We start from the raw sequence: 18,887 nt of genomic DNA on the forward strand, positions 1-18,887 counted from the left end.
CCAAGACGACAAACCGATTGGTCACGCACTACACCTGAAGGCGTCGACGTCTGCAGCTCATGGGCGTTAGGCGCCCTCCCGCAACTCGCCAGGAGCCAGCCGCTCGGGGCCTGACATTGTAGTCCCACTCTCCGACCGGCAGTTCGGACAAAATGGGAGGCGAGCCTCCAAAGCTTGACGTCATCAAAGGTCAAGAGTTTCCGGCGCCTCTTCAAACAATACTTTCGCTATCGGTATAAGATTTTTCTGTCTTTTTATCTCAAGCCATACAGTTCTATGCGGTGAGATGGCAATATCCTTCTGACGGCTCCTTAGTTCATCATCAGGACCGTCCTCCTTTTTCCTGCGAGCATATTGCGCAAGTCTATCAATGTAGCCAGTGAACGCATTTTTTCGTGCTCTAGTTAGAACTTCTCTGTTGAGGCGCAATATAGTTATGGTAGAATCGGCACGATCATACGATAGTTGATCATCTTCATTGAGTGGATCAAAGCGAAAAGTTCCACCAATTATGTCAAGCCAAATATGGTCCATTGCCTCTTCCGTACGAGGATCTATAAACATTTCAATCCCATCAGGCGGCGGAACAATCCCATTTTGCTTTCTATGCTGTGATAGATCAATTTTTTGCCCGTCAACAATTAAGGGGTACTTGTTTCTTTTGCCCCCGTTACATGGCCCGCATGCGAAAAGATAATTTTCCCAATGAAAAGTCACGGCTGGATAATAATCTTTTGGTCGAACGTGCTCTACTTCATCGGCGCATGAATCTTCACAGTAGGAACATCTAACTAAATGGCCTGAAAGTATCTCCAAATGGTCGCGTATCCTGCCAAAAAGACTGGCTGGCTTACGATCGAAATTTTGCTTAGCCGCTGCAACTTGCGCTGGATACCCGTCCTTTTGATTGATGATATCTTGTAATGCATAGAGTTGCACATTTTCATTATCCGGGAGTTTGTAATCTGGCAGGCGGTACAATTTTCACTCCTGCTCAATCGTCAGTTGCTCGGTCGGCATGGCGGCTCGAATGCTTTCTAGTTCAGTCTCTTCCTCTTTCGTGATTTTGCCCGTCGCCTTTCGTTTTGCCAGCTTTGATAGTCTGGCGAGATTTGCCTCACTATCGGCCGACCTTTCGATATCTTTACCGAAGAAATCTGTAGAATATGCTTCAAGGATATTGCCCGATATGAGCCGTTCTTCCTCGACTCCAGTTACACGAAATGCTTCGCCTCCGCCGCCCGGCGTTGGCATTTTCCAGATTGACCCCTTCTTTGCCGCTCGGCATATAATCGGACTATGGGTAGTTACAATGAATTGTATCTTTGGGAATTTCGCAAGAAACCAGTCGCCGATTCTTGCTTGCCAAGTGGGGTGGAGATGAGCATCAACCTCATCAATGGCAACTACGCCCGGAACAGATACGATTGAGGATGCGGAGTCTATATTACTGATCATTATCTCATTTCCGTAAACTTCAAACATCTGGCGGAGTAGTTCAAAGGTTAAGCTCAAAATAGATCTATATCCATCGCTCATTTGTTCCAAAAGAACTATGTTGCCGTCGCCGTCTTTTAATGTTACATTCTGAGAAGTAATCTCAGAGATCTTCGCTCCGTGCGGAAGTAACTCTGAATTATTAACAAAATCGCGAACTAGGTCTCGTATCTGCTCGCTTTGAGAATGTTGCTTCTCTAATGAGGCAATGTGAAGTTGCTGTAACCAGCGGAATGCTTCGGTGAGTGCAACATCCTCGCCGAATGCGGACAAATGGCCGGCTGCTCGCCTGTATTCGGAAGACAAAAAAAGCCGTTCCCAATCACGGTCTCCGCCGGAAAAGCGTCGAAAAGGTCCAAAGGATGCGCTGAACCAACCAACCGCGGGCGACCAGATGGTTCTCTTTGTCGTAGTCTGCTTACCAGGGAAACTTATTTCTGTGTTGCTACGACCAAGTTGATCAGAGGTCGAGTTCAGCGAAATTGACGCCGAAAATGATTTGACGCGAGGTCCCTGTATCTTAAATTGATCTTCATCATCTTTATTGAGAGTTGCTGATATGGTTGCTTCGTTCGTGCCTGATCTTAGCCATTCGTTCCAAGTCTGGCGAGTAGCGCTTACGTGTTTTCCACCTGAGAACAGCAGAGCGATCGATCTTATAACACTAGATTTTCCTGATCCATTATCGCCCAAAATTACGTGCCAACCGGGCGCCTCGTTTGGACTTACTGAGTATTCGAACTTTGTAATGGATCTTACGTTTTCAATTGTCAGTTTGGTGAGATGCATAGGTTTATCTCTCGTTTAATAGGCTGCCACTAGACATGAATATTGCAGTGAGATATCCATCCGCATGTCTGGGCTTTATAGAAATTTACAGCCCAATTTCTACAACAAGATTACGCTCCCATATATCAGCAAATCTAACATATCTCCTAAAAGTGCTGACTGACTTATGTCTAGTGTGCTTCATAATCTCACGCTCCTCAACTCGGCTCTTGGCCGCAGATGTGGCAAATCCTGCACGCAGGGAGTGGCCGCTGAAAGCCTTTGCATCAAGCCCGGCGAGCTCGGCGCGATCCTTCACAATCTGGGCCACGGCTCGCGTCGATAGCCCCAGCCCTATCCTGCCGTGGCGATTGATCGAGCGGAACACACGCCCGTCTTGCAGCCCAGCCGCAGCCGTCCACGCCGCGAACGCCGCCGCTGGGCAGTACGGCGAACCAGTGCGTCCAACCGGAACGAGTTCCCCTTCACCAAGCTGATCGGTTTTGCTGCGTGCGACCCGAATCACTAGCCCCTCGGGAGAGGGGACCACGTCGGTCAGAGCAAGGGCGCAGAGTTCGGAGCGGCGGAAGGCGCCCGCGAAACCCACGGCGAGCAGCGCCCTGTCACGCAGGTCTTCGAGGTTGCCGCCGTCGCAGGTATCGATCAGGCGCTTGAGCAGCGGCAACGTTAGCGCCGCGGCGCTTCGCGGGGCCGTGCCTTTGGCGCGTCGGATTCCCTGCCATGTGTCTCGGACGACCCGGTGCCGCAGGTCCAATGCGTAGCCCGCCTCCCGGTGAGCGACGGCGATGGCGCTGAGACGACGGCCCATGGTACTTACCGCTAGGCTTTCGGCGTAAGCGGTGAGGTAGGCAGCGAGTGTGTAAGGCTCGGCCGGGAGCGCGGCGAGCCCGGCCCGCCGACACCAGTTCTCGAAATGTATGAGGTCTGACGCGTATGCCCGGCGCGTTGCTACCGCCCGCGCCCCCGCGGCGAAGATTTTGGCGCGGTCCGTTAGCGCCGTAATGTCGTCCGGGGTGCCGGGCACACCGCCGGCTGTGGCGACAAGAACATCCGGGTGGTGCTCGGTGATCCGGCGCCGAGGGGCTATCAGATCGCGCCCGGTCGTTGCACCCAGATATGGCGCTGGGAGGCGCTGCACCGGGAGGCAGCGGAATCGCGCCCTGCCCTGAGAATCGATCTCGCAGACAGCGCCATCGAACGCATCGCCCATAGTCACCGCCTCGCTGGCTTCCGATACGATTACATTATTGGAAGCCAGGATTCGCCGTCCACGGAGCCCATTCATGAGCCTGTGGATGCCCCGCGGTCGGCTAAATACCCGCATGAGATACTTCGAGTTCGCAGAAGGGGCGGGCGAGCCACGGCTGCCCGGCGCACCACGCCGCCCTAAGCCCGCCGCAGGCACGACGCCGCCGCTCACGCCCGAGCAGGCCCGCCGCGCGGCCGACCGCCGGAATACCGTGCAACGACAGCTACGCGACGAGAGCCAGCGTCACAATGCCAAGGTTAACGATCTTCATGATATGCTCAGTTCCAAATAAACAGGCATTAGCGCCTTCGCCGCAAGCTGCTGTAGCAGGAACTCATATAGCCGCCTCGCCCGCGAGAGCACGGCACGGTGGACCAACTGAAGATGCGATTCTCGGCGCGGTAGGTATCGCGGTTTGCCCAATGATCCTTAGGTAGCGACGGCAAGCTAAGACAGGATTGTGTGTCTTCAATCTTAGCGTTCATGGCAGATAATAATTCTATTCTGATTAGTCGCGGGAAAATTGCGCTGTAGAGCGTCACGTCCCGAAGATGAACCTTGGCGTTTGTAGTCAAGACAGCATGCTTTGAAAGCATGAAAGGACGAATTATGTCGTGACGATTTAGGCTAACGACGACGCGATTGCGCTGATTCACACTAATATCACTGAACGGTAAGTATATCATGAGGCCCTATTTTCTGTAATTATCTGTCGTCATGCTGTCGATTCCTTGTGCGCTGCTCGAAAGCGGCGTGCCCGTTCGCGTGCTTGTTCGCGCTTGCGGACCTTCATCTCCTCGTCGCTGAGGCCGAGGCCCTTGGGGCCGCCTTTCTTCGGTTCGATGCCTGCCTGCCTCAGAGCCTCACGCTGAGCTTTACGGTAGCGGCGCTGATAGTCGCGGGCTTTGCGGGCGGAGATCTCGGCGGAGAGCATGGTGCGGAGGTGCTCAAGTTCTTCAGTCGTCGCGGTATGTATGTCAAAGTACACTGGAATATTACTTGGTGGGTTAATTAATTAAATCTATCAAATGCATGACGTTAGGTCGATATCTTTAGTCTATGGTCACGGGCTGGTAGGATATCACCTTGGCGAGCAGGATGCTGAGGCTCCGGTCGATCTCGCGAACCTCGGCGAGGAATCCGGTGATCAGCGTCTCGTAGCAGGGCAGGAGCGTCTGCTCGGAACCGCACTGCACCATCACGTCGTAGGCGGTAAGGATGAGGGCGAAGTTCCAGTGACCGAGGGCGTCCAGCAGGCGGATGCGTTCGCGGCGGGTGGGCGCGTAGTGCATGTCCCCGTGCCAGCCCTTCATCTCGGCGCGGTCGAGCCAGACGCCGACTTCGCTCTGCCACATCTCCTCGAATCCGGCGGTGGGCAGATTCGAGGCGTAGCGGACCGTGTCCTTGGCGTCGTGGAAGAAGGTGTTGGCGAGTTGATCGAACGGCGTAGTCTTCCTGAGCATAAGACAAAAGCTCCCTTGACCCCGGCGAAGGCACGCCGTAGGCTGGTGAAGTTGGTGAATAAAATGAGGGTGGTGAAGGTTTTCTCTATCTTATTTTTTTCCTCTCTCCTCTTTTTTTAGTCCATCCTTTAAAAACTTCACCAACTTCACCAAGTGGCTTAACGCCTTGAAGATCCGGGGGATTTTGGTGGTGAATGGGCTTCACCAACTCTTCACCAGTGGTGAAAAGTGGTGAAGGCGAAGCCGCCTCGGCGGGCAGGTGACGACCGACGTCCGTCACGCACAGCAGCTGCAGGCGCGGCGCCGGTCGACCCATGGGCGTTACGCGTCCTCACCCCAGCCGCGGCCGTGGCGCTGGACTCGGATGGCGCGGGCGAGAGCGCTGTCCTGCTGGATCAGTTCGGCGGTCTCCCGCTCGACCTCGCGCCACGTCTCATCGTCGTCGGTGCGCTGGAGCTTCGCCTTGGCCTCGACGGCGGCCTTGAGGCGGTCGCGGCTCGCCACCTCGCGGGCGGTGGGCTGGTCATCCTCTGGGCGCTGGATGGTGAAGTGGAGGTAGCGCGAGCGCTCGCTCTCGACGATGTCGAACCGGCCGCGCTGCTTCAGTTCGCGCATGTCGGCGACGAAGCGCTTCTTGTCGAGGAACTTGCGGTTGGCCTCGGACACGCCGCCGTTGTCCGCCCACATCTTGAAGGCGTCGAAGGCTTCGCGGTCCTTCATGGGCGAGCCCCAGACGATCCCGGAGCCGCCCTCCAGAATCCAGTTCTCGACATCGGCGATGACCCGCTGCGTCTCCTGGGTGCCGTTGATCAGCGCGGTGGCCTCGGGCGAGGAGTACATTGGCGGCTCGATCGCGTCCTCGTCGATGGACCGCCAGATCTTCTCGAAGTCGATCGCGAAGAGTTTCTCGCGGGTCACGGACTTGCTGTTGAACTGGATGACGCGCCTGTTGCCGGTGTCATCCTTCAGGAGCTTGCGGATGTCGTTGTTCGACGCGCCGATGAAGGTGACTACGATCGGGCGGACCGACGCGATCTTCCATTTCTGGTCCAGCAGCTTGAAGGGATCGGTCATGACCGCCTTCATGCCGTCGATGTCGGTCTTCGATGCGCCGGCCATTTCCTCGAACACCATGATGGGCATTTCGGAGAACTGGTAGGCCATGCTGCTGTTATTGAAGGCTTCGAGGCTGACCTTGGTCCACATCTGGACCAGTGGGGCGCAGAGGCACTCGATCGCCGTGGACTTGCCGTCGCCCTGGCAGCCCTGGAGCACGATCATCAGGTGGGCGCTGGACTTGAAGTTGTATCGCAAGTGGTTCTTCACCCGATAGATGAAGTTGGCGAAGGCGATGACGGCGGTGGAGCGGATCACCTCCAACTCGTCGGGGTCATCGGAGCCGCCGATGATCAGATCGACGAACTTGCGCAGTTCCGTCAGGCCGGGGTCGAGGGTGGACTGGAAGGCGAGGCGGATGCTTGCCTCGGCCAGGATCCGCTCCTTGGCGTTCTCGACCCAATTGAAGAAGGCGTTCTCGATATCGCCCTTGTTGAAGAGCTTCACGGCGGAGGCGAACAGCTTGATCTCGCGGGCGACGTAGTCGGTGTCGCGCCGGGTCAGCCTCCCGTGCAGGTGCCAGAGGCCGGAGTAGGTGATCGCGTAGTGGTTGGCCTCGGTCCACAGGCTGATGAGGTCGGCGGGGGAATCAGGGTAGGCGCCGAGGGAGCCGTGGATCTGCGCCTTGTTGGCGGCGGCCAGGGCCTCGGCCTCCTTCTCGAAGCCGCCGATCTTCACCAGCAGCGCGCGCAGGCGGTTCCACTGGCCTGGCGTGGCGCTGCGGGCGGTATCGGCCGCGGCCATGAGGTCGGCGTACTCGACCTCGGTCAGGGGCGTGGGCTCCCCGTTGCGCACGAAGGCGCGGGCCGCGTGCTGCCTCAACAGCGTCTCGAATTGGGCGGTGGTATCGATCGTGAGGGTCATTTTTAGGTCCTTAGATGATTAGCGGCGGTACTTAGTCAGCATCCGGGCGCGCGTCCTCTCCGTCCCGAAGTCATCTTCTGACTTGTACGAAGGGTTAGTGCCGCGGAAACGCAGAACCGACTTAACATCAGAAGCCAGAGCATTGGCCCCATACTTGCGTTTGCAATAGAAACCCATCTCCGAGTCCATATCATTCTGAAGCATGGACAAGTCGAAAGCGGAAAGGGCGTATTGGGACTTCAAAAATGTCTTGGTGAGAACTTGGTAGAGGGTCTGGCGGTGGGATCCTCCGTTGGCGCAGGCGTGGAGATCGTTGATCCACGCCGGGTTGAAGAGCCTCGGGTTGCGGATGGAGATCTCGCCGAGGCTTGTCGAGACGGTGGGTGCCGTGGCCTTGAGGGCCACCAGCAGGGTGCGAGATTCTTCCGGGGAGAGGGCGCGGGTCGGCGCCGCCGCCTTCGCCTCGTAGGAATCCAGGGCTGCCCTCGTTGAGTCGGGCAGCGGCACGGCAAGGATCCGGTCCACGTCGAGCGCGAGCCCGTTCGTGTTGATCCGGATCTCGGCGCTCGGACCCGGCCCGTACAGGTAGTCGGCCGGGTCGTAGATCGAGGCGTCGAGTTGCCGGTGCATTAGTTCGTTGAAGAACAGGTGCAGCCGGAAGCACTCCCGGTACGAGACGTTCCGCGAGATCGGCGCCACGATCCTGACCTTGTGCTTCGCCTCGGTGTGGGAGAACGAGGTGTAGAGCAGGTAGGCGCAGCCGATTTCCTTCATTGCCGTCTCGATCTGGTCGAGCGTGATGCAGGGTTCGGCCTCGTTGTTGTTATCGCAGTCGGCGTAGAACAGGCTCAGTTCACCGGTCGCGTGCTCACCGCGGCGCCAGTGTCCGAGCCGACCTTTGTACTCCGCCTCCTCGAAGAGAGTCGGGGTCCAAGCGTAGGTCATGGACTTCACGGGCTGGTAATCCGGGTAGATCGCCATCCGCTTGAAGCCGATCACGAAACCGCGGAAATCAGTGTACAATCCGTGATCGGTGATCTTGGACTGGTGCAGGATATCATACCCGCGCTCGCTCGGAAAAAGGCAGCGCAGGTAGGATACGGACGGCTCCTGCTCGTGCGATGTGACGAGCTTCTCCGCTAAAATCTCGGAAGGGCCGGGATGACTACCGAGAACTCGCTTGATCTTGACCACGCCCAACCTCATCGGTTGGCCGTTTCGAGTAATGCCCTTTACCCCTAGGGATTAGGCCCGGTGGGTTCATACCAGGGGGGTTGAACAGGGTTTCAAAGCTGCTAGAATCGTTGGTGTCGAGTCGCCGATCTAGCGACGTGAGACCCCTGATGCGTAACCGCATTGGGGGTTTCATCGTTTTTAGCCTTGGAACTTACTCGGAAACGGCACTCCAAGTGGTGCCGGCCATTCCCCGCTTACGTGGTGTCGATCTCCGGGTTGCACATGGTGCTGGCCGCCGGCGTGGTGTTCTGGCTCGCCCGGGCGCTCCTCGCCCTGGTGCCAGGGCTCGCCCTCTCCTGGCCGATCAAGAAGATCGCGGCCGGCCTCGCCATGCTCGGGGTCACCGCCTACTGCGCCTTCTCGGGCTGGGACCTCGCTGCCGAGCGCTCCCTGGTGATGACCCTGGTGATGTTAGGGGCGATCCTGGTCGACCGGCCGGCGCTCAGCCTGCGCAACCTCGCGCTCGCCGCCCTGATCTCGCTCACCCGCGAGCCGGACGGGTTGCTCGGCCCGAGCTTCCAGATGTCGTTCGGGGCGGTGGCCGGGCTCGTCGCCTGCGCGAAGGTGATCGACGGGCGGCTGTGGAACCCGGAGGGGGCCGGGCCGGTCACCCGGGCGCTCGCCTGGTGCCTCGCCACGGTGATCGGCACGCTGGCCACCACCCTCGTGGCACAGATCGCCACCGCGCCCTTCGCCACCTACCATTTCCAGACCGTGCAGCCCTTCGGCCTCGTCGGCAACGCGCTGACCCTGCCGCTCGTCTCGCTGGTGGTGATGCCGGCGGCGGTGCTCGGCATCCTGGCCTATCCCTTCGCCCTCGACCGGCCGGTCTGGTGGGCGATGGGGCTGGCCGTACGCGGCATGCTCGACATCTCGGCCTGGATCCAGGGCTTCGACCGGGCGACGGTCGTGCTGCCGGCCTTCGGCCCGGGGGCGCTCGGGCTGATGAGCGTGGCCTTGCTGCTCCTGGTGCTGCCGGTCTCCAGCCTGCGCTGGCTCGGCCTCGCTCCCGGCCTCCTCGGCCTCGCACTCGCGGCGGCGCCGGAGCGCCGCGACCTCTACGTCGACCGCGAAGGAGGCGGCGCGGCCCTGCGCGGGGCCGACGGGCGCCTCGTGGTCTTGGGCAAGCCCCCAGCCTTCGTGCTCGAGCAGTGGCTCAAGGCCGACGGCGACGGCCGGTCCCGCGACGATCCCGGGCTCACCGCCGGCTCCCGCTGCGACAAGCTCGGCTGCGTCGGCCACGGACCCCGGGGCGTCAGCGTGGCGCTCGTGCGCGACAAACGCGCCTTTCCGGAGGATTGCGCCCGCGCGACCGTGGTGGTCAGCCGGTTGGAGGCGCCGCCGGGCTGCGCCGCTTCGCACATCCTCGACAAGAGGTTCCTGGCGGCGCACGGGTCCACGACCTTGCGCTTCACCGCGGACGGCCCGGTGGTCGAGACCGCCAAGCGGCCGGGAGAGACGCGGCCGTGGCGACCGGCGGCGGTCGTGGCGGCGCCCGCGCCGCCGGTGGTTGTCGCGCCGGTCCCGAAGGCAGCGCCGCTGCCGGTTCCGCCGCCCGCCGCGCCCGAGGGGGAGGACGCGGAGGGGCAGGGTGAACCGTGACGACTCGATATGCCCTCGCGGCATGTTGACAAATTTGTCATCGTCGCTCTCATGCTCGATACGCGGCCGATCTCGTGGGTAAAAGGAGCGCTGAAAGCGTTCGAAGCGTTTCCCGCTGCCGTACAGGATGAAATTCTCGACGCGCTGACCCTCGCGGCTGACGGTGCAATGCCTACGGCGGCAAAGCCGTTCAAAGGTGTCGGAGGAGGCGTTTTCGAGATTGCGATCCGGCACCGCGGCGATGCCTACCGATCGATCTACGCTGTCCAAATCGGTGAAGCGATCTGGGTCATCGACGCGTTCCAGAAGAAATCGACCAGTGGTATCAAGACCCCTCAGGTCGATGTCGATCGGATCAAGGAGCGTCTGAAGAGAGTGCAAGAGGCCTTACGATGAGCGACGACGATCTCGAACTCGTTCACGGAAGCGGGAACGTCTATCGCGACCTGAAGCGGCCGCACCCCGATCTCGAACAGGCGCGAGCTCTCGTCGCCGCGCAGATCGTCCGGACGCTCGACGCGCGCGGCCTCACCACCCGCGACGCCGAGGCGGCGACAGGGGTGGCGCATAGCGAGTTCTCCCGCATCCGCAACGCGCAGCTGCGGCGCTTCACCCTCGACCGGCTGATGACCATCCTGGAGACGCTGGACGGCGACCTGGAGATCAGGCTGGTGATGCAGCCCCGCCGCCCCGAGGCCCGCGCGACCTGACCGGACGGAGCCCGGTCAGGTCGCGTGACGCCCCTACGGCATCAGCCGCAGGGCATCGGCGAAGAAGTCCGGCCCGCCGAAATTGCCCGACTTCAACGCCAGCCACATGTCCCGCTCGGTGGTGCGCAGGACCGGCACGCCGGCGGCGATCTCGGGGCCGACGCGGAAGGCCGGCAGGCCGAGGCGGTCGACCACGGCGCCGGAGGTCTCGCCCCCCGCCACCACCAGGCGGCGCACGCCGTGGGCGACCAGCCCCTCGGCGATCCGCGCCATCGCCGCCTCGATGGCGTGGCCGGCGGCGTCGCGGCCGTATCGGGCCTGGACGGCGGCCACGTCCTCCGGGCCGGCGCTGCTGGCGATCAGCACCGGACCGTCGCCGATCCGCTCCATCGCCCAGGCGAGGGCCGCCCCGGCCTCGTCCGCGCCGGCGAGCAGCCGCGCCGGATCGAGGCGGCGCACCGGCATCGCGGCCTCGGCCCGGGCGATCTGGCCCAGCGTCGCCTGCGAGCAGCTGCCGGCGAGGCAGGCCGCCGGGCCGCCGATCGGACCGCCGAGGTCGGCCTGCGCGGCCGCTGGCGCGACCCGGCCCGAGGAGACGAGCGCGCGGGCGAGGCCGAGGCCCAGGCCCGAGGCGCCGGTCGAGATCTTTCGCGTGAGGGCGGCGGCGCCCAGAACCGCGAGGTCGCGGTCGAGTACCGCGTCGGCGATGGCCGCACCCTTGCCTTCCCGGGCGAGGGCGTCGAGCCGGGCGCTCACCGCCTCGGCGCCTTGCGCGACGGTGGAAAGGTCGATCAGCCCGACGTCGGACCGGCTCTGGCGCGCCAGCACCCGCACGAGGTTCGAATCCCGCATCGGATTGAGCGGGTGGTCCTTCAGCGGGCTCTCCGCGAGCGGCACCGCGCCGACGAAGAGGTGGCCGAGATAGACCGTGCGCGCCGTCTCCGGGAAGGCCGGGGTGACCAGCGCGATCGCCTCGCCGGCATCCGCGCGCAACGCGTCCGTCACCGGGCCGATATTGCCGGCATCGGTCGAATCGAAGGTCGAGCAGACCTTGAACAGCAGGTGGCCGGCGCCCCGGGCGTTCAGCCACGCCGCGGCCTCGCGCGAGCGCGCCACCGCCTCCTCGGCGGGGATCGAGCGGCTCTTGAGCGAGACCACCACGGCGTCGACCTCGGGCAGCGCGAGATCGTCGGCCGGCACCCCGATGGTCTGCACCGTGCGCAGGCCAGCCTTGGTCAGGGTGTTGGCGAGGTCGGAGGCGCCGGTATAGTCGTCGGCGATGCAGCCCAGCGCCAGGGTCATGTCCGTGCTCCCTTGTAGGGGGCGAACCAGCCGAGCCCTTCGCGCGTGCCGGCCCGCGGGTTGTACTCGCAGCCGATGAAGCCGTCATAGCCGAGCCGATCGAGCTCGGCGAACAGGAAGGCGTCGTTCATCTCGCCGCTGCCGGGCTCGTGCCGCTCCGGCACGCTCGCGGTCTGGACGTGGCCGACGATCGGCATCAGCGCGCGCAACCGCATGGTCACGTCGCCGTGCAGGATCTGGCAATGGTAGAGGTCGAACTGGAGCTTCAGGTTCGGCAGCGCCAGCTCGCGGATCAGGTCGGCGGCGTATCCGAAATCGTTGAGGAAGTAGCCCGGCATGTTGCGGGCGTTGATCGGCTCGAGGACGAGGTCGAGGCCTTCCCTAGCCAGTCGCTCCGCCGTCCAGGCGACGGCGCGGCGGTAGGAATCCTGCGCTCGCCGGTCGTTGCGGTCGGCCATGCCGGCCATCAGGTGGAGGCGCTTGACGCCGGTGGCGTGGGCGTAACCGAGCGCCGTCTCGACGCCGCCCTTCAGCTCCTCGAACCGGTCGGGCAGGGCCGCGAGGCCGCGCTCGCCGGCGGCCCAGTCGCCGGGGGGCAGGTTGAACAGGGCCTGGGTCAGGCCGTGCGCTGTCAAGCGCTCGCCGATCGCCTCGGGCGGATGGTCGTAGGGAAACAGGAACTCGACCGCCTCGAACCCCGCCTCGGCGGCCTGCGCGAAGCGATCGAGGAACGGGACTTCGGTGAACATCAGGGTCAGGTTCGCGGCGAAGCGCGGCATGAAAGGTCCTCCCTTGATCGGCGCGCCAGCGCCGGCGCCCTGGCGGATTTGATTCCCCGGACTACCGGAGCCATCCGGTGGCAATTTCCCTCCGCGTCATCCCGGGGCCGCGCAGCGGAACCCGGGATCCATAACCACCGAGGATGCCGGATGAACGGTGTGCGGTCCGACCTCTTCTGAGGCGTCAGCGTTTATGGATCCCGGGTTCTCGCCTTCGGCGAGCCCCGGGATGACGCGGAGGGCTTCAGTTCGATCGCGTGAGTATCAAGACGCCGAGCCCGCCCCACCCGGCAGGGCCGTCCCGGTCACCTGCGCGTAGATCCGCGCCACCGAGGCGTCGTCGTCGCGGCCCATGCCGGCCCCGGCGGCCATCAGGAACATCTGGAGCGCGGCGGCCGCCACCGGCACCGGGAACTTCTGGGTCCGGGCCATGTCCTGCACGATGCCCAGGTCCTTGACGAAGATGTCAACCGCGCTGCGCGGCGCATAATCGCCGTCGAGCACGTGCGGCATCCGGTTCTCGAACATCCAGGAATTGCCGGCAGACGCCGTGATGACCTCGTAGACCTTCCGCAGGTCGAGGCCCTGGCGGGCCGCGAAGGCCATCGCCTCGCTCGCCGCGGCGATGTGCACGCCGGCGAGCAGCTGGTTGATCATCTTGAAGGCCGCGCCCTGGCCGGCGGCATCGCCGAGCTCGTAGAGCTTGGCCGCCATGGCGTCGAGGGCGGGCTTCGCCTGCGCGAAGGCCGCCGCGCTGCCCGAGGCCAGGATCGTCAGCTCGCCTTGCGCCGCGCGCTGGGCGCCGCCGCTGATCGGCGCGTCGAGATAGTGGCGGCCGGTGGCCTCGAGCCGGGCGGCGAGGCGGCGGGCGATCTCGGGATCCATCGTGGCGCAGGAGACGAACACCGCGCCCGCCGGCATCGCCTCGGCGACGCCGCCCTCTCCGAACAGCACCGCCTCGGTCTGGGCGGCGTTGACGACGACGCAGACCACGATGCCCGCATCCGCTGCCGCCTCCGCCGCGCTGGCGGCACCGCGGCCGCCCTCGGAGGCGAAACGCGCCACGTTGTCGGGCGTGACGTCGCTGCCGGCGACGTCGAGGCCGGCCCGGCGCAGGGCCTGCGCCATGCCGTAGCCCATCGAGCCGAGGCCGATCACCGCGACGCGGGCGGGGGTGTCGCTCATGCCGTATCCTCCCTGCGGACCGTGACCGGCCCGGATCTGCGCGATCTGACGCCGCGCCATCGCCCCAAGCTCTAGCATCGATGTGGCAGCGCTGCCAATCCGGATCATGGATCCGTTGAGCCGGCCCGGGAACCGTGACATCGTGGCTGTCCCGAGCCGCCGTGACAAGGTGCCGGGTGAGACGGGAGGGCGGATGGACGAGGGGGGCAACGAGGCCTTCGCGGCCGACGAGGAGACGTTGCGGGAGGGGATCGGCCGGCGCCCGATCACGCTCGCGGACGTCGCCCGCGAGGCGCGGGTCGGCGAGAGCACGGTGTCGCGGGTCCTGCGCAGCCACGGCTCGTTCTCGGAGAAGACCCGGGCCCGGGTCGAGGCGGCGGTGGCGCGCCTCGGCTACGTGCCGAACCGCATCGCCGGGACGCTGGCCTCCACCGGCTCGCGGCTGATCGGCATCGTCATCCCGTCGCTCACCAACATCGTCTTCCCGGACCTCCTGCGCGGCGCGACCGCGGCCCTGGAGCAGGAGGGCTTCCAGTCGGTCATCGCGGTCACCGACTACGACCAGGACAAGGAGGAGGCGGTGGTCGGCTCGCTGCTCAGCTGGCGCCCGGCCGGGCTGATCGTCACCGGGCTCGAGCACAATCCGGGCACGCGGCGGCGGCTCATGGCCAGCGGCGTGCGGGTGGCCGAGCTCCTCGACGTCGACGGGCCGGGGCTCGACATCGTGGTCGGCTATTCCAACCGCGCCGCCGGCGAGGCGAGCGCCCGCCACCTCGCGGGCCGCGGCTACCGCCGCATCGGCTATATCGGCCACGACCTCACCAAGGATAAGCGCGCCGCCAAGCGCTACGCCGGCTTTCGCGAGGGATTGAGCGCGGCCGGGCTGTCGCTCGCAGCGGAGGAGCGGGTGGCGAGCCCGTCCTCGGTCGAGGCCGGCCGGCACGGGCTGGAGACCCTGCTCGCCCGCGTGCCGGACCTCGACGCGGCCTATTTCTCGAACGACGACATGGCGCTCGGCGGCTATTTCCACTGCCTCGCCCACGGCCTGTCGGTGCCGGGACGGCTGGCCCTGTTCGGCTATAACGGCCTCGATGTCGGCCGGCTGATGCCGCAGCCGCTCGCCACCATCCGCACCCCGCGGGTCGAGGCCGGCGCGACGGCGGCCCGGCTCCTCTGCACCGGGGGGCCGGCGACGGTGGTGGATCTCGGCTTCGAGCTGATCGAGGGAGCGACGGCGTGACGACTGGATCGGGCAAGAGCGAATCCTCCCTGCGCGAGGCGATCTGCCGCTTCGGCCGCTCGCTGTTCGAGCGCGGCCTGACGCCGGGCTCGTCGGGCAACATCTCGCTGCGCCTCGACGACGGCGGCTGGCTGGTGACGCCGACCAACGCCTCGCTCGGCTTCCTCGACCCGGCCCGGATCTCCCGCCTCGACCGCGACGGGCGGCTCCTGGCCGGCGACAAGCCTACCAAGGAGATCCCGCTCCACGGCGCCCTCTACGACAGCCGGGCCTCGGCGCGGGCGATCGTCCACCTCCACTCGACCCACGCCGTCGCGGTCTCGATGCTGCCGGAGATCGATCCGCGCGCGGTGCTGCCGCCGCTGACCCCCTACAGCCTGATGCGGGCCGGCGCGGTGGCCCTGGTGCCGTATTTCCGCCCGGGCGACCCGGCGGTGGCGGACGCGATCCGGGGTCTCGCCGGACAATATTCCTCGGTGCTGCTGGCCAATCACGGACCGGTGGTGGCCGGCGACGACCTGGAGGCAGCGGTCTTCGCCACCGAGGAGCTGGAGGAGACGGCCAAGCTCTACCTGCTCCTGCGCAACCTCAACCCGCGCCACCTGACCCCGGCGCAGGTGCAGGATCTGGTGAGCCATTTCGGGCTGACGCTGCCGGAGCATGGGCACGACCATTGAGCCCCTGTTTGATTGGGCCGACCGAATTGCAATCCTCGATGTCATCCCGGGGCCGCGCAGCGGAACCCGGGATCCATAACCGCTGACGATGCAGGACGGAGCGGGCCGCGTTCCACCTCATTCTGGTAGGTCGGCGTTTATGGATCCCGGGTTCTCGTCTTCGACGAGCCCCGGGATGACATAGTGAGATAGCGGCGTGCGCGCAGATCGATTGGCGCAGTCGCTCAAGCAGGCCGTGAGTTTTCGACGCTGTCCAAGACAACGGAGCCGCTGCAATCATGACTGACGATCGCGCGTGGTACCCCACCGACAAGGCGCTCGTCTCGTCCCTCCCGGGTGGTCAGGCCATCATCGACTGGTTCGGGTTCTGTCCAAGCTTCCACGACGCGACCCTGGAGAGCGTCGCCATCGCAGGTGGCAACGCATCGCTCACGCTCAAGGCGTTCCGGATGACGGACGAGACCGATGCGAACGGCTATTTCATCCTCGACCGGCACACGCAGGTGGTGATCCGCATGCGCCGCGTCACCGGACTGAGCCTGACGGGCGACGCCGTGTCCATCATCTCGGAGTTGACTGTCAGGCGCCTGCCCGCGACACCGGACCGATCCGAATGGCCGACCTGCGAGGGACCCGCCGCAGGCGACATCGAGGTCGCGTTCGGCACCTCGATCGGCCTCACCGGAGCGTTCTACGCCAAGGATGTGGAGTTCGAGCTTCTGCCTGCTGAAGAACCAGCTTAGCGCACGAAAACCCGAAAAAAATCTCCGGCCGGTGGCGCTCCCAAGGGGACTCGAACCCCTGTTTTCGCCGTGAGAGGGCGACGTCCTAGACCGCTAGACGATGGGAGCTGGCCCGGCGGGATGGCGGCGGTATAGCGACGGGCCTGGACGGGCACAAGCCCGAAATCGTATGCCGGCGACGTTTTCGAGAAAGGCGGCAGGAGTGGTGGGGTTGAGCGAGGCTGACCTTCGCGAGGGCGTGATCCCGGAAGGGGAGGGGAGCGAGCGCCTGGACCGAGCCCTGGCGCGGCTGTGGCCGGACCTGTCGCGCAGCCGCCTGCAGGCGCTGATCCGCGAGGGGCAGGTGACCCTGGAGGATGTGCCGGCGGGCGACCCCTCCGCCAAGGTCGTGGGCGGCCAGCGCGTCGCCGTGTCGGTGCCGCCGCCGCGCCCGGCCGAGCCGGAGCCGGAGGCCCGCGACCTCGCGGTCGTCTACGAGGACGACGACCTGATCGTGATCGACAAGCCGGCCGGGCTCGTGGTCCATCCGGGCGCCGGCAACGACAGCGGCACGCTGGTCAACGCGCTGCTGGCCCATTGCGGCGCCAGCCTCTCGGGCATCGGCGGAGTCGCGCGGCCGGGCATCGTCCACCGCCTCGACAAGGACACGACCGGCCTGATGGTGGTGGCCAAGACCGACCTCGCCCACCAGGACCTCTCGGCGCAATTCGCCGATCACGGCCGCACCGGGCCGCTGGAACGGGCCTACCTGGCGCTGGTCTGGGGCCTGCCGGATCCCGCGAGCGGCACGATCGACGCCGCGCTCGCCCGCTCGGAGCGCAACCGGGAGAAGATCGCGGTGGTGCGCGAGGGCCGCGGCCGCCACGCGATTACCCATTACCGGACGGAGGCCGCCCTCGGGGAGCGGGAGGCGGTGGGGCTCGTGCGCTGCCGGCTCGAGACCGGGCGCACCCACCAGATCCGCGTGCACCTCGCCCATCGCGGCCACCCGCTCCTCGGGGACGCCACCTACGGGGCGGCGTTCCGCACCAAGGCGAACCGCCTCGAACCGGAGGCGCGCGCGGCGCTCGACGCCCTCGGCCGGCAGGCGCTGCACGCGGCGCTCCTCGGCTTCCGCCACCCCCGTTCCGGCGAATCGCTCCGCTTCGAGAGCCCGCCGCCGGCCGACATGGCGCGGCTGATCGCGGCGCTGACGCCCTGAGAGAGGCTTCGCGGGACCTTGGCGGCAAGGGAACCGGCACGAAACCCGGGATGAGAACCCCTGCCCCGCACGTCTCATTGACGAGGGGGCGGAATCGGGATCACCCTGCGCCAGGTCTCCTCCGGCGAGGTCTCCCTGCCCGAAATCACCCTGCGGCAGTGTGGCACCGCACGCGGCGAACCGCCACGGCAACACAAAACGCCGCCTCACGCGTTAGTCGCGACACCCGTCGCTACCCGGCCGGACCGCTCTCTGCTATGGTGGCAGATCGAACGGCCGGCCAACGGGAGGTCGTTCGCGCTCGCCCATGTCTCGCGGGGAGCTTCTAGGAGGTTGGAATGGCTGCTGCACTTCCCGTGCTCGCCAACGAAGGGGGCCTGTCGCGCTACCTCGACGAGATCCGCCGGTTCCCGATGCTGGAGCCGACGGAAGAGTACATGCTGGCCAAGAGCTGGCGCGAGCACGGCGACCGTGACGCCGCCCACAAGCTCGTGACCTCCCACCTGCGGCTCGTGGCCAAGATCGCCATGGGCTATCGCGGCTACGGCCTGCCGATCGGCGAGGTGGTGTCCGAGGGCAATGTCGGCCTGATGCAGGCCGTCAAGCGCTTCGACCCCGACAAGGGCTTCCGCCTCGCCACCTATGCGATGTGGTGGATCAAGGCGGCGATTCAAGAATACATCCTGCGTTCGTGGTCGCTCGTGAAGATGGGCACCACCGCGAACCAGAAGAAGCTGTTCTTCAACCTGCGCAAGGCCAAGGGCCGCATCTCCGCCCTCGACGAGGGCGACCTGCGCCCCGATCAGGTCAAGCAGATCGCCACCCGCCTCGGCGTGCCCGAGCAGGACGTGATCGACATGAACCGCCGCCTCGGCGGCGACGCGTCGCTCAACGCCCCGTTGCGCGAGGAGGGCGAGGGCGAGTGGCAGGACTGGCTCGTCGACGACAGCCCGACCCAGGAGACCGTGCTCGCCCGCGAGGAGGAGGGGCAGAACCGCCTCGCCGCCCTCAAGGATGCGCTGGGCGTGCTCAACCCGCGCGAGCGCCGGATCTTCGAGGCCCGGCGGCTGGCCGACGACCCGATCACCCTGGAAGACCTGTCGAGCGAGTTCGGCGTTTCCCGCGAGCGGGTGCGGCAGATCGAGGTGCGGGCCTTCGAGAAGGTGCAGGACGCGGTCAAGCGCAACCTCGCCACCCGCGAGGCGCCGCGGGCGGGGGTGCCGGCCTGAGGGAG

Annotated in this window: 17 protein-coding genes, 1 tRNA gene and 1 pseudogene; 8 read left to right on the top strand and 11 right to left on the bottom strand. The window is 64.8% G+C overall.

The window, feature by feature from the left end:
- Nucleotides 1-183 precede the first annotated feature (183 nt).
- The 7 genes from BM430_RS34240 to BM430_RS25670 all read right to left on the bottom strand — a co-directional run bounded on the left by BM430_RS34240 (nt 184) and on the right by BM430_RS25670 (nt 8,172).
- Nucleotides 184-981, bottom strand: coding sequence for an HNH endonuclease family protein (locus BM430_RS34240; RefSeq protein WP_143132129.1), 798 nt, complete (start codon nt 979-981; stop codon nt 184-186).
- Nucleotides 982-984: 3 nt separating this feature from the next.
- Nucleotides 985-2,286 carry an AAA family ATPase gene (locus tag BM430_RS25650; protein WP_093570127.1) on the bottom strand — a complete coding sequence of 434 codons (1,302 nt, stop codon included), beginning with the start codon at nt 2,284-2,286 and terminating at the stop codon, nt 985-987.
- Nucleotides 2,287-2,371: 85 nt separating this feature from the next.
- Nucleotides 2,372-3,496: a site-specific integrase gene (locus tag BM430_RS25655; RefSeq protein WP_177303173.1), complete on the bottom strand. Its 1,125-nt coding sequence runs from the start codon at nt 3,494-3,496 to the stop codon at nt 2,372-2,374.
- 754 nt (nt 3,497-4,250) lie between these two features.
- On the bottom strand, nt 4,251-4,469 hold the full coding sequence (locus tag BM430_RS34245; RefSeq protein ID WP_143132130.1) for a hypothetical protein: 219 nt from the start codon (nt 4,467-4,469) through the stop codon (nt 4,251-4,253).
- Between the two features lie 118 nt (nt 4,470-4,587).
- Complete coding sequence (locus BM430_RS25660; RefSeq protein WP_093570077.1) at nt 4,588-4,998, bottom strand: hypothetical protein; 411 nt, start codon at nt 4,996-4,998, stop codon at nt 4,588-4,590.
- 321 nt (nt 4,999-5,319) lie between these two features.
- Nucleotides 5,320-6,978: a VapE domain-containing protein gene (locus BM430_RS25665; protein ID WP_093570078.1), complete on the bottom strand. Its 1,659-nt coding sequence runs from the start codon at nt 6,976-6,978 to the stop codon at nt 5,320-5,322.
- Nucleotides 6,979-6,996: 18 nt separating this feature from the next.
- Nucleotides 6,997-8,172 (bottom strand): hypothetical protein, encoded by a 1,176-nt coding sequence (locus tag BM430_RS25670; protein ID WP_143132131.1) that lies wholly within the window; start codon nt 8,170-8,172, stop codon nt 6,997-6,999.
- 237 nt (nt 8,173-8,409) lie between these two features.
- Here BM430_RS25670 and BM430_RS25675 point away from each other — a divergent pair.
- The 3 genes and pseudogenes from BM430_RS25675 to BM430_RS25685 form a co-directional block, all read left to right on the top strand.
- Nucleotides 8,410-9,816 (top strand): annotated as a pseudogene (locus BM430_RS25675) (ComEC/Rec2 family competence protein); the annotation flags it as partial.
- 9 nt (nt 9,817-9,825) lie between these two features.
- On the top strand, nt 9,826-10,212 hold the full coding sequence (locus tag BM430_RS25680) for a type II toxin-antitoxin system RelE/ParE family toxin (RefSeq protein WP_244539662.1): 387 nt from the start codon (nt 9,826-9,828) through the stop codon (nt 10,210-10,212).
- A complete protein-coding gene (locus tag BM430_RS25685; RefSeq protein ID WP_093570081.1) occupies nt 10,209-10,526 on the top strand; it encodes a helix-turn-helix domain-containing protein in 318 nt (105 codons plus the stop codon). Before BM430_RS25680 ends, BM430_RS25685 begins: the two co-directional genes overlap by 4 nt.
- 33 nt (nt 10,527-10,559) lie before the next feature.
- Here the strand turns inward: BM430_RS25685 and otnK are convergent, their stop codons facing one another.
- From otnK to ltnD, 3 genes are all read right to left on the bottom strand, one after another.
- Nucleotides 10,560-11,828: a 3-oxo-tetronate kinase gene (gene otnK, locus BM430_RS25690; protein ID WP_093570082.1), complete on the bottom strand. Its 1,269-nt coding sequence runs from the start codon at nt 11,826-11,828 to the stop codon at nt 10,560-10,562.
- A complete protein-coding gene (gene otnI / locus BM430_RS25695) occupies nt 11,825-12,607 on the bottom strand; it encodes a 2-oxo-tetronate isomerase (RefSeq protein ID WP_093570083.1) in 783 nt (260 codons plus the stop codon). Before otnI ends, otnK begins: the two co-directional genes overlap by 4 nt.
- Nucleotides 12,608-12,871: 264 nt before the next feature.
- A complete protein-coding gene (gene ltnD, locus BM430_RS25700) occupies nt 12,872-13,852 on the bottom strand; it encodes an L-threonate dehydrogenase (RefSeq protein WP_143132132.1) in 981 nt (326 codons plus the stop codon).
- Nucleotides 13,853-13,985: 133 nt separating this feature from the next.
- On the opposite strand from ltnD, the gene BM430_RS25705 reads away from it, so the two are divergent.
- The 3 genes from BM430_RS25705 (at nt 13,986) to BM430_RS25715 (ending at nt 16,452) form a co-directional block, all read left to right on the top strand.
- On the top strand, nt 13,986-15,032 hold the full coding sequence (locus BM430_RS25705; RefSeq protein ID WP_093570085.1) for a LacI family DNA-binding transcriptional regulator: 1,047 nt from the start codon (nt 13,986-13,988) through the stop codon (nt 15,030-15,032).
- The gene (locus BM430_RS25710) at nt 15,029-15,709 is read left to right on the top strand and encodes a 3-oxo-tetronate 4-phosphate decarboxylase (RefSeq protein ID WP_093570086.1); all 681 of its coding nucleotides are present in this window, start codon (nt 15,029-15,031) and stop codon (nt 15,707-15,709) included. The genes BM430_RS25705 and BM430_RS25710 overlap by 4 nt, the downstream gene beginning before the upstream one ends.
- Nucleotides 15,710-15,987: 278 nt before the next feature.
- Nucleotides 15,988-16,452, top strand: a complete 465-nt coding sequence (locus tag BM430_RS25715; RefSeq protein WP_093570087.1) for a hypothetical protein — start codon at nt 15,988-15,990, stop codon at nt 16,450-16,452.
- A 32-nt stretch (nt 16,453-16,484) separates the two neighbouring features.
- On the opposite strand, the gene BM430_RS25720 is transcribed toward BM430_RS25715, so the two are convergent.
- Nucleotides 16,485-16,560 (bottom strand) — tRNA-Glu (locus tag BM430_RS25720).
- A 61-nt stretch (nt 16,561-16,621) separates the two neighbouring features.
- On the opposite strand from BM430_RS25720, the gene BM430_RS25725 reads away from it, so the two are divergent.
- Together BM430_RS25725 and rpoH are read left to right on the top strand one after the other, a co-directional pair.
- Complete coding sequence (locus BM430_RS25725; protein WP_093570088.1) at nt 16,622-17,653, top strand: RluA family pseudouridine synthase; 1,032 nt, start codon at nt 16,622-16,624, stop codon at nt 17,651-17,653.
- Between the two features lie 338 nt (nt 17,654-17,991).
- A complete protein-coding gene (rpoH, locus tag BM430_RS25730) occupies nt 17,992-18,882 on the top strand; it encodes an RNA polymerase sigma factor RpoH (RefSeq protein WP_048447606.1) in 891 nt (296 codons plus the stop codon).
- Nucleotides 18,883-18,887 lie beyond the last annotated feature (5 nt).

The sequence above is a fragment of the Methylobacterium sp. 174MFSha1.1 genome, assembly GCF_900116815.1.
Taxonomy (GTDB): Bacteria; Pseudomonadota; Alphaproteobacteria; order Rhizobiales; family Beijerinckiaceae; genus Methylobacterium.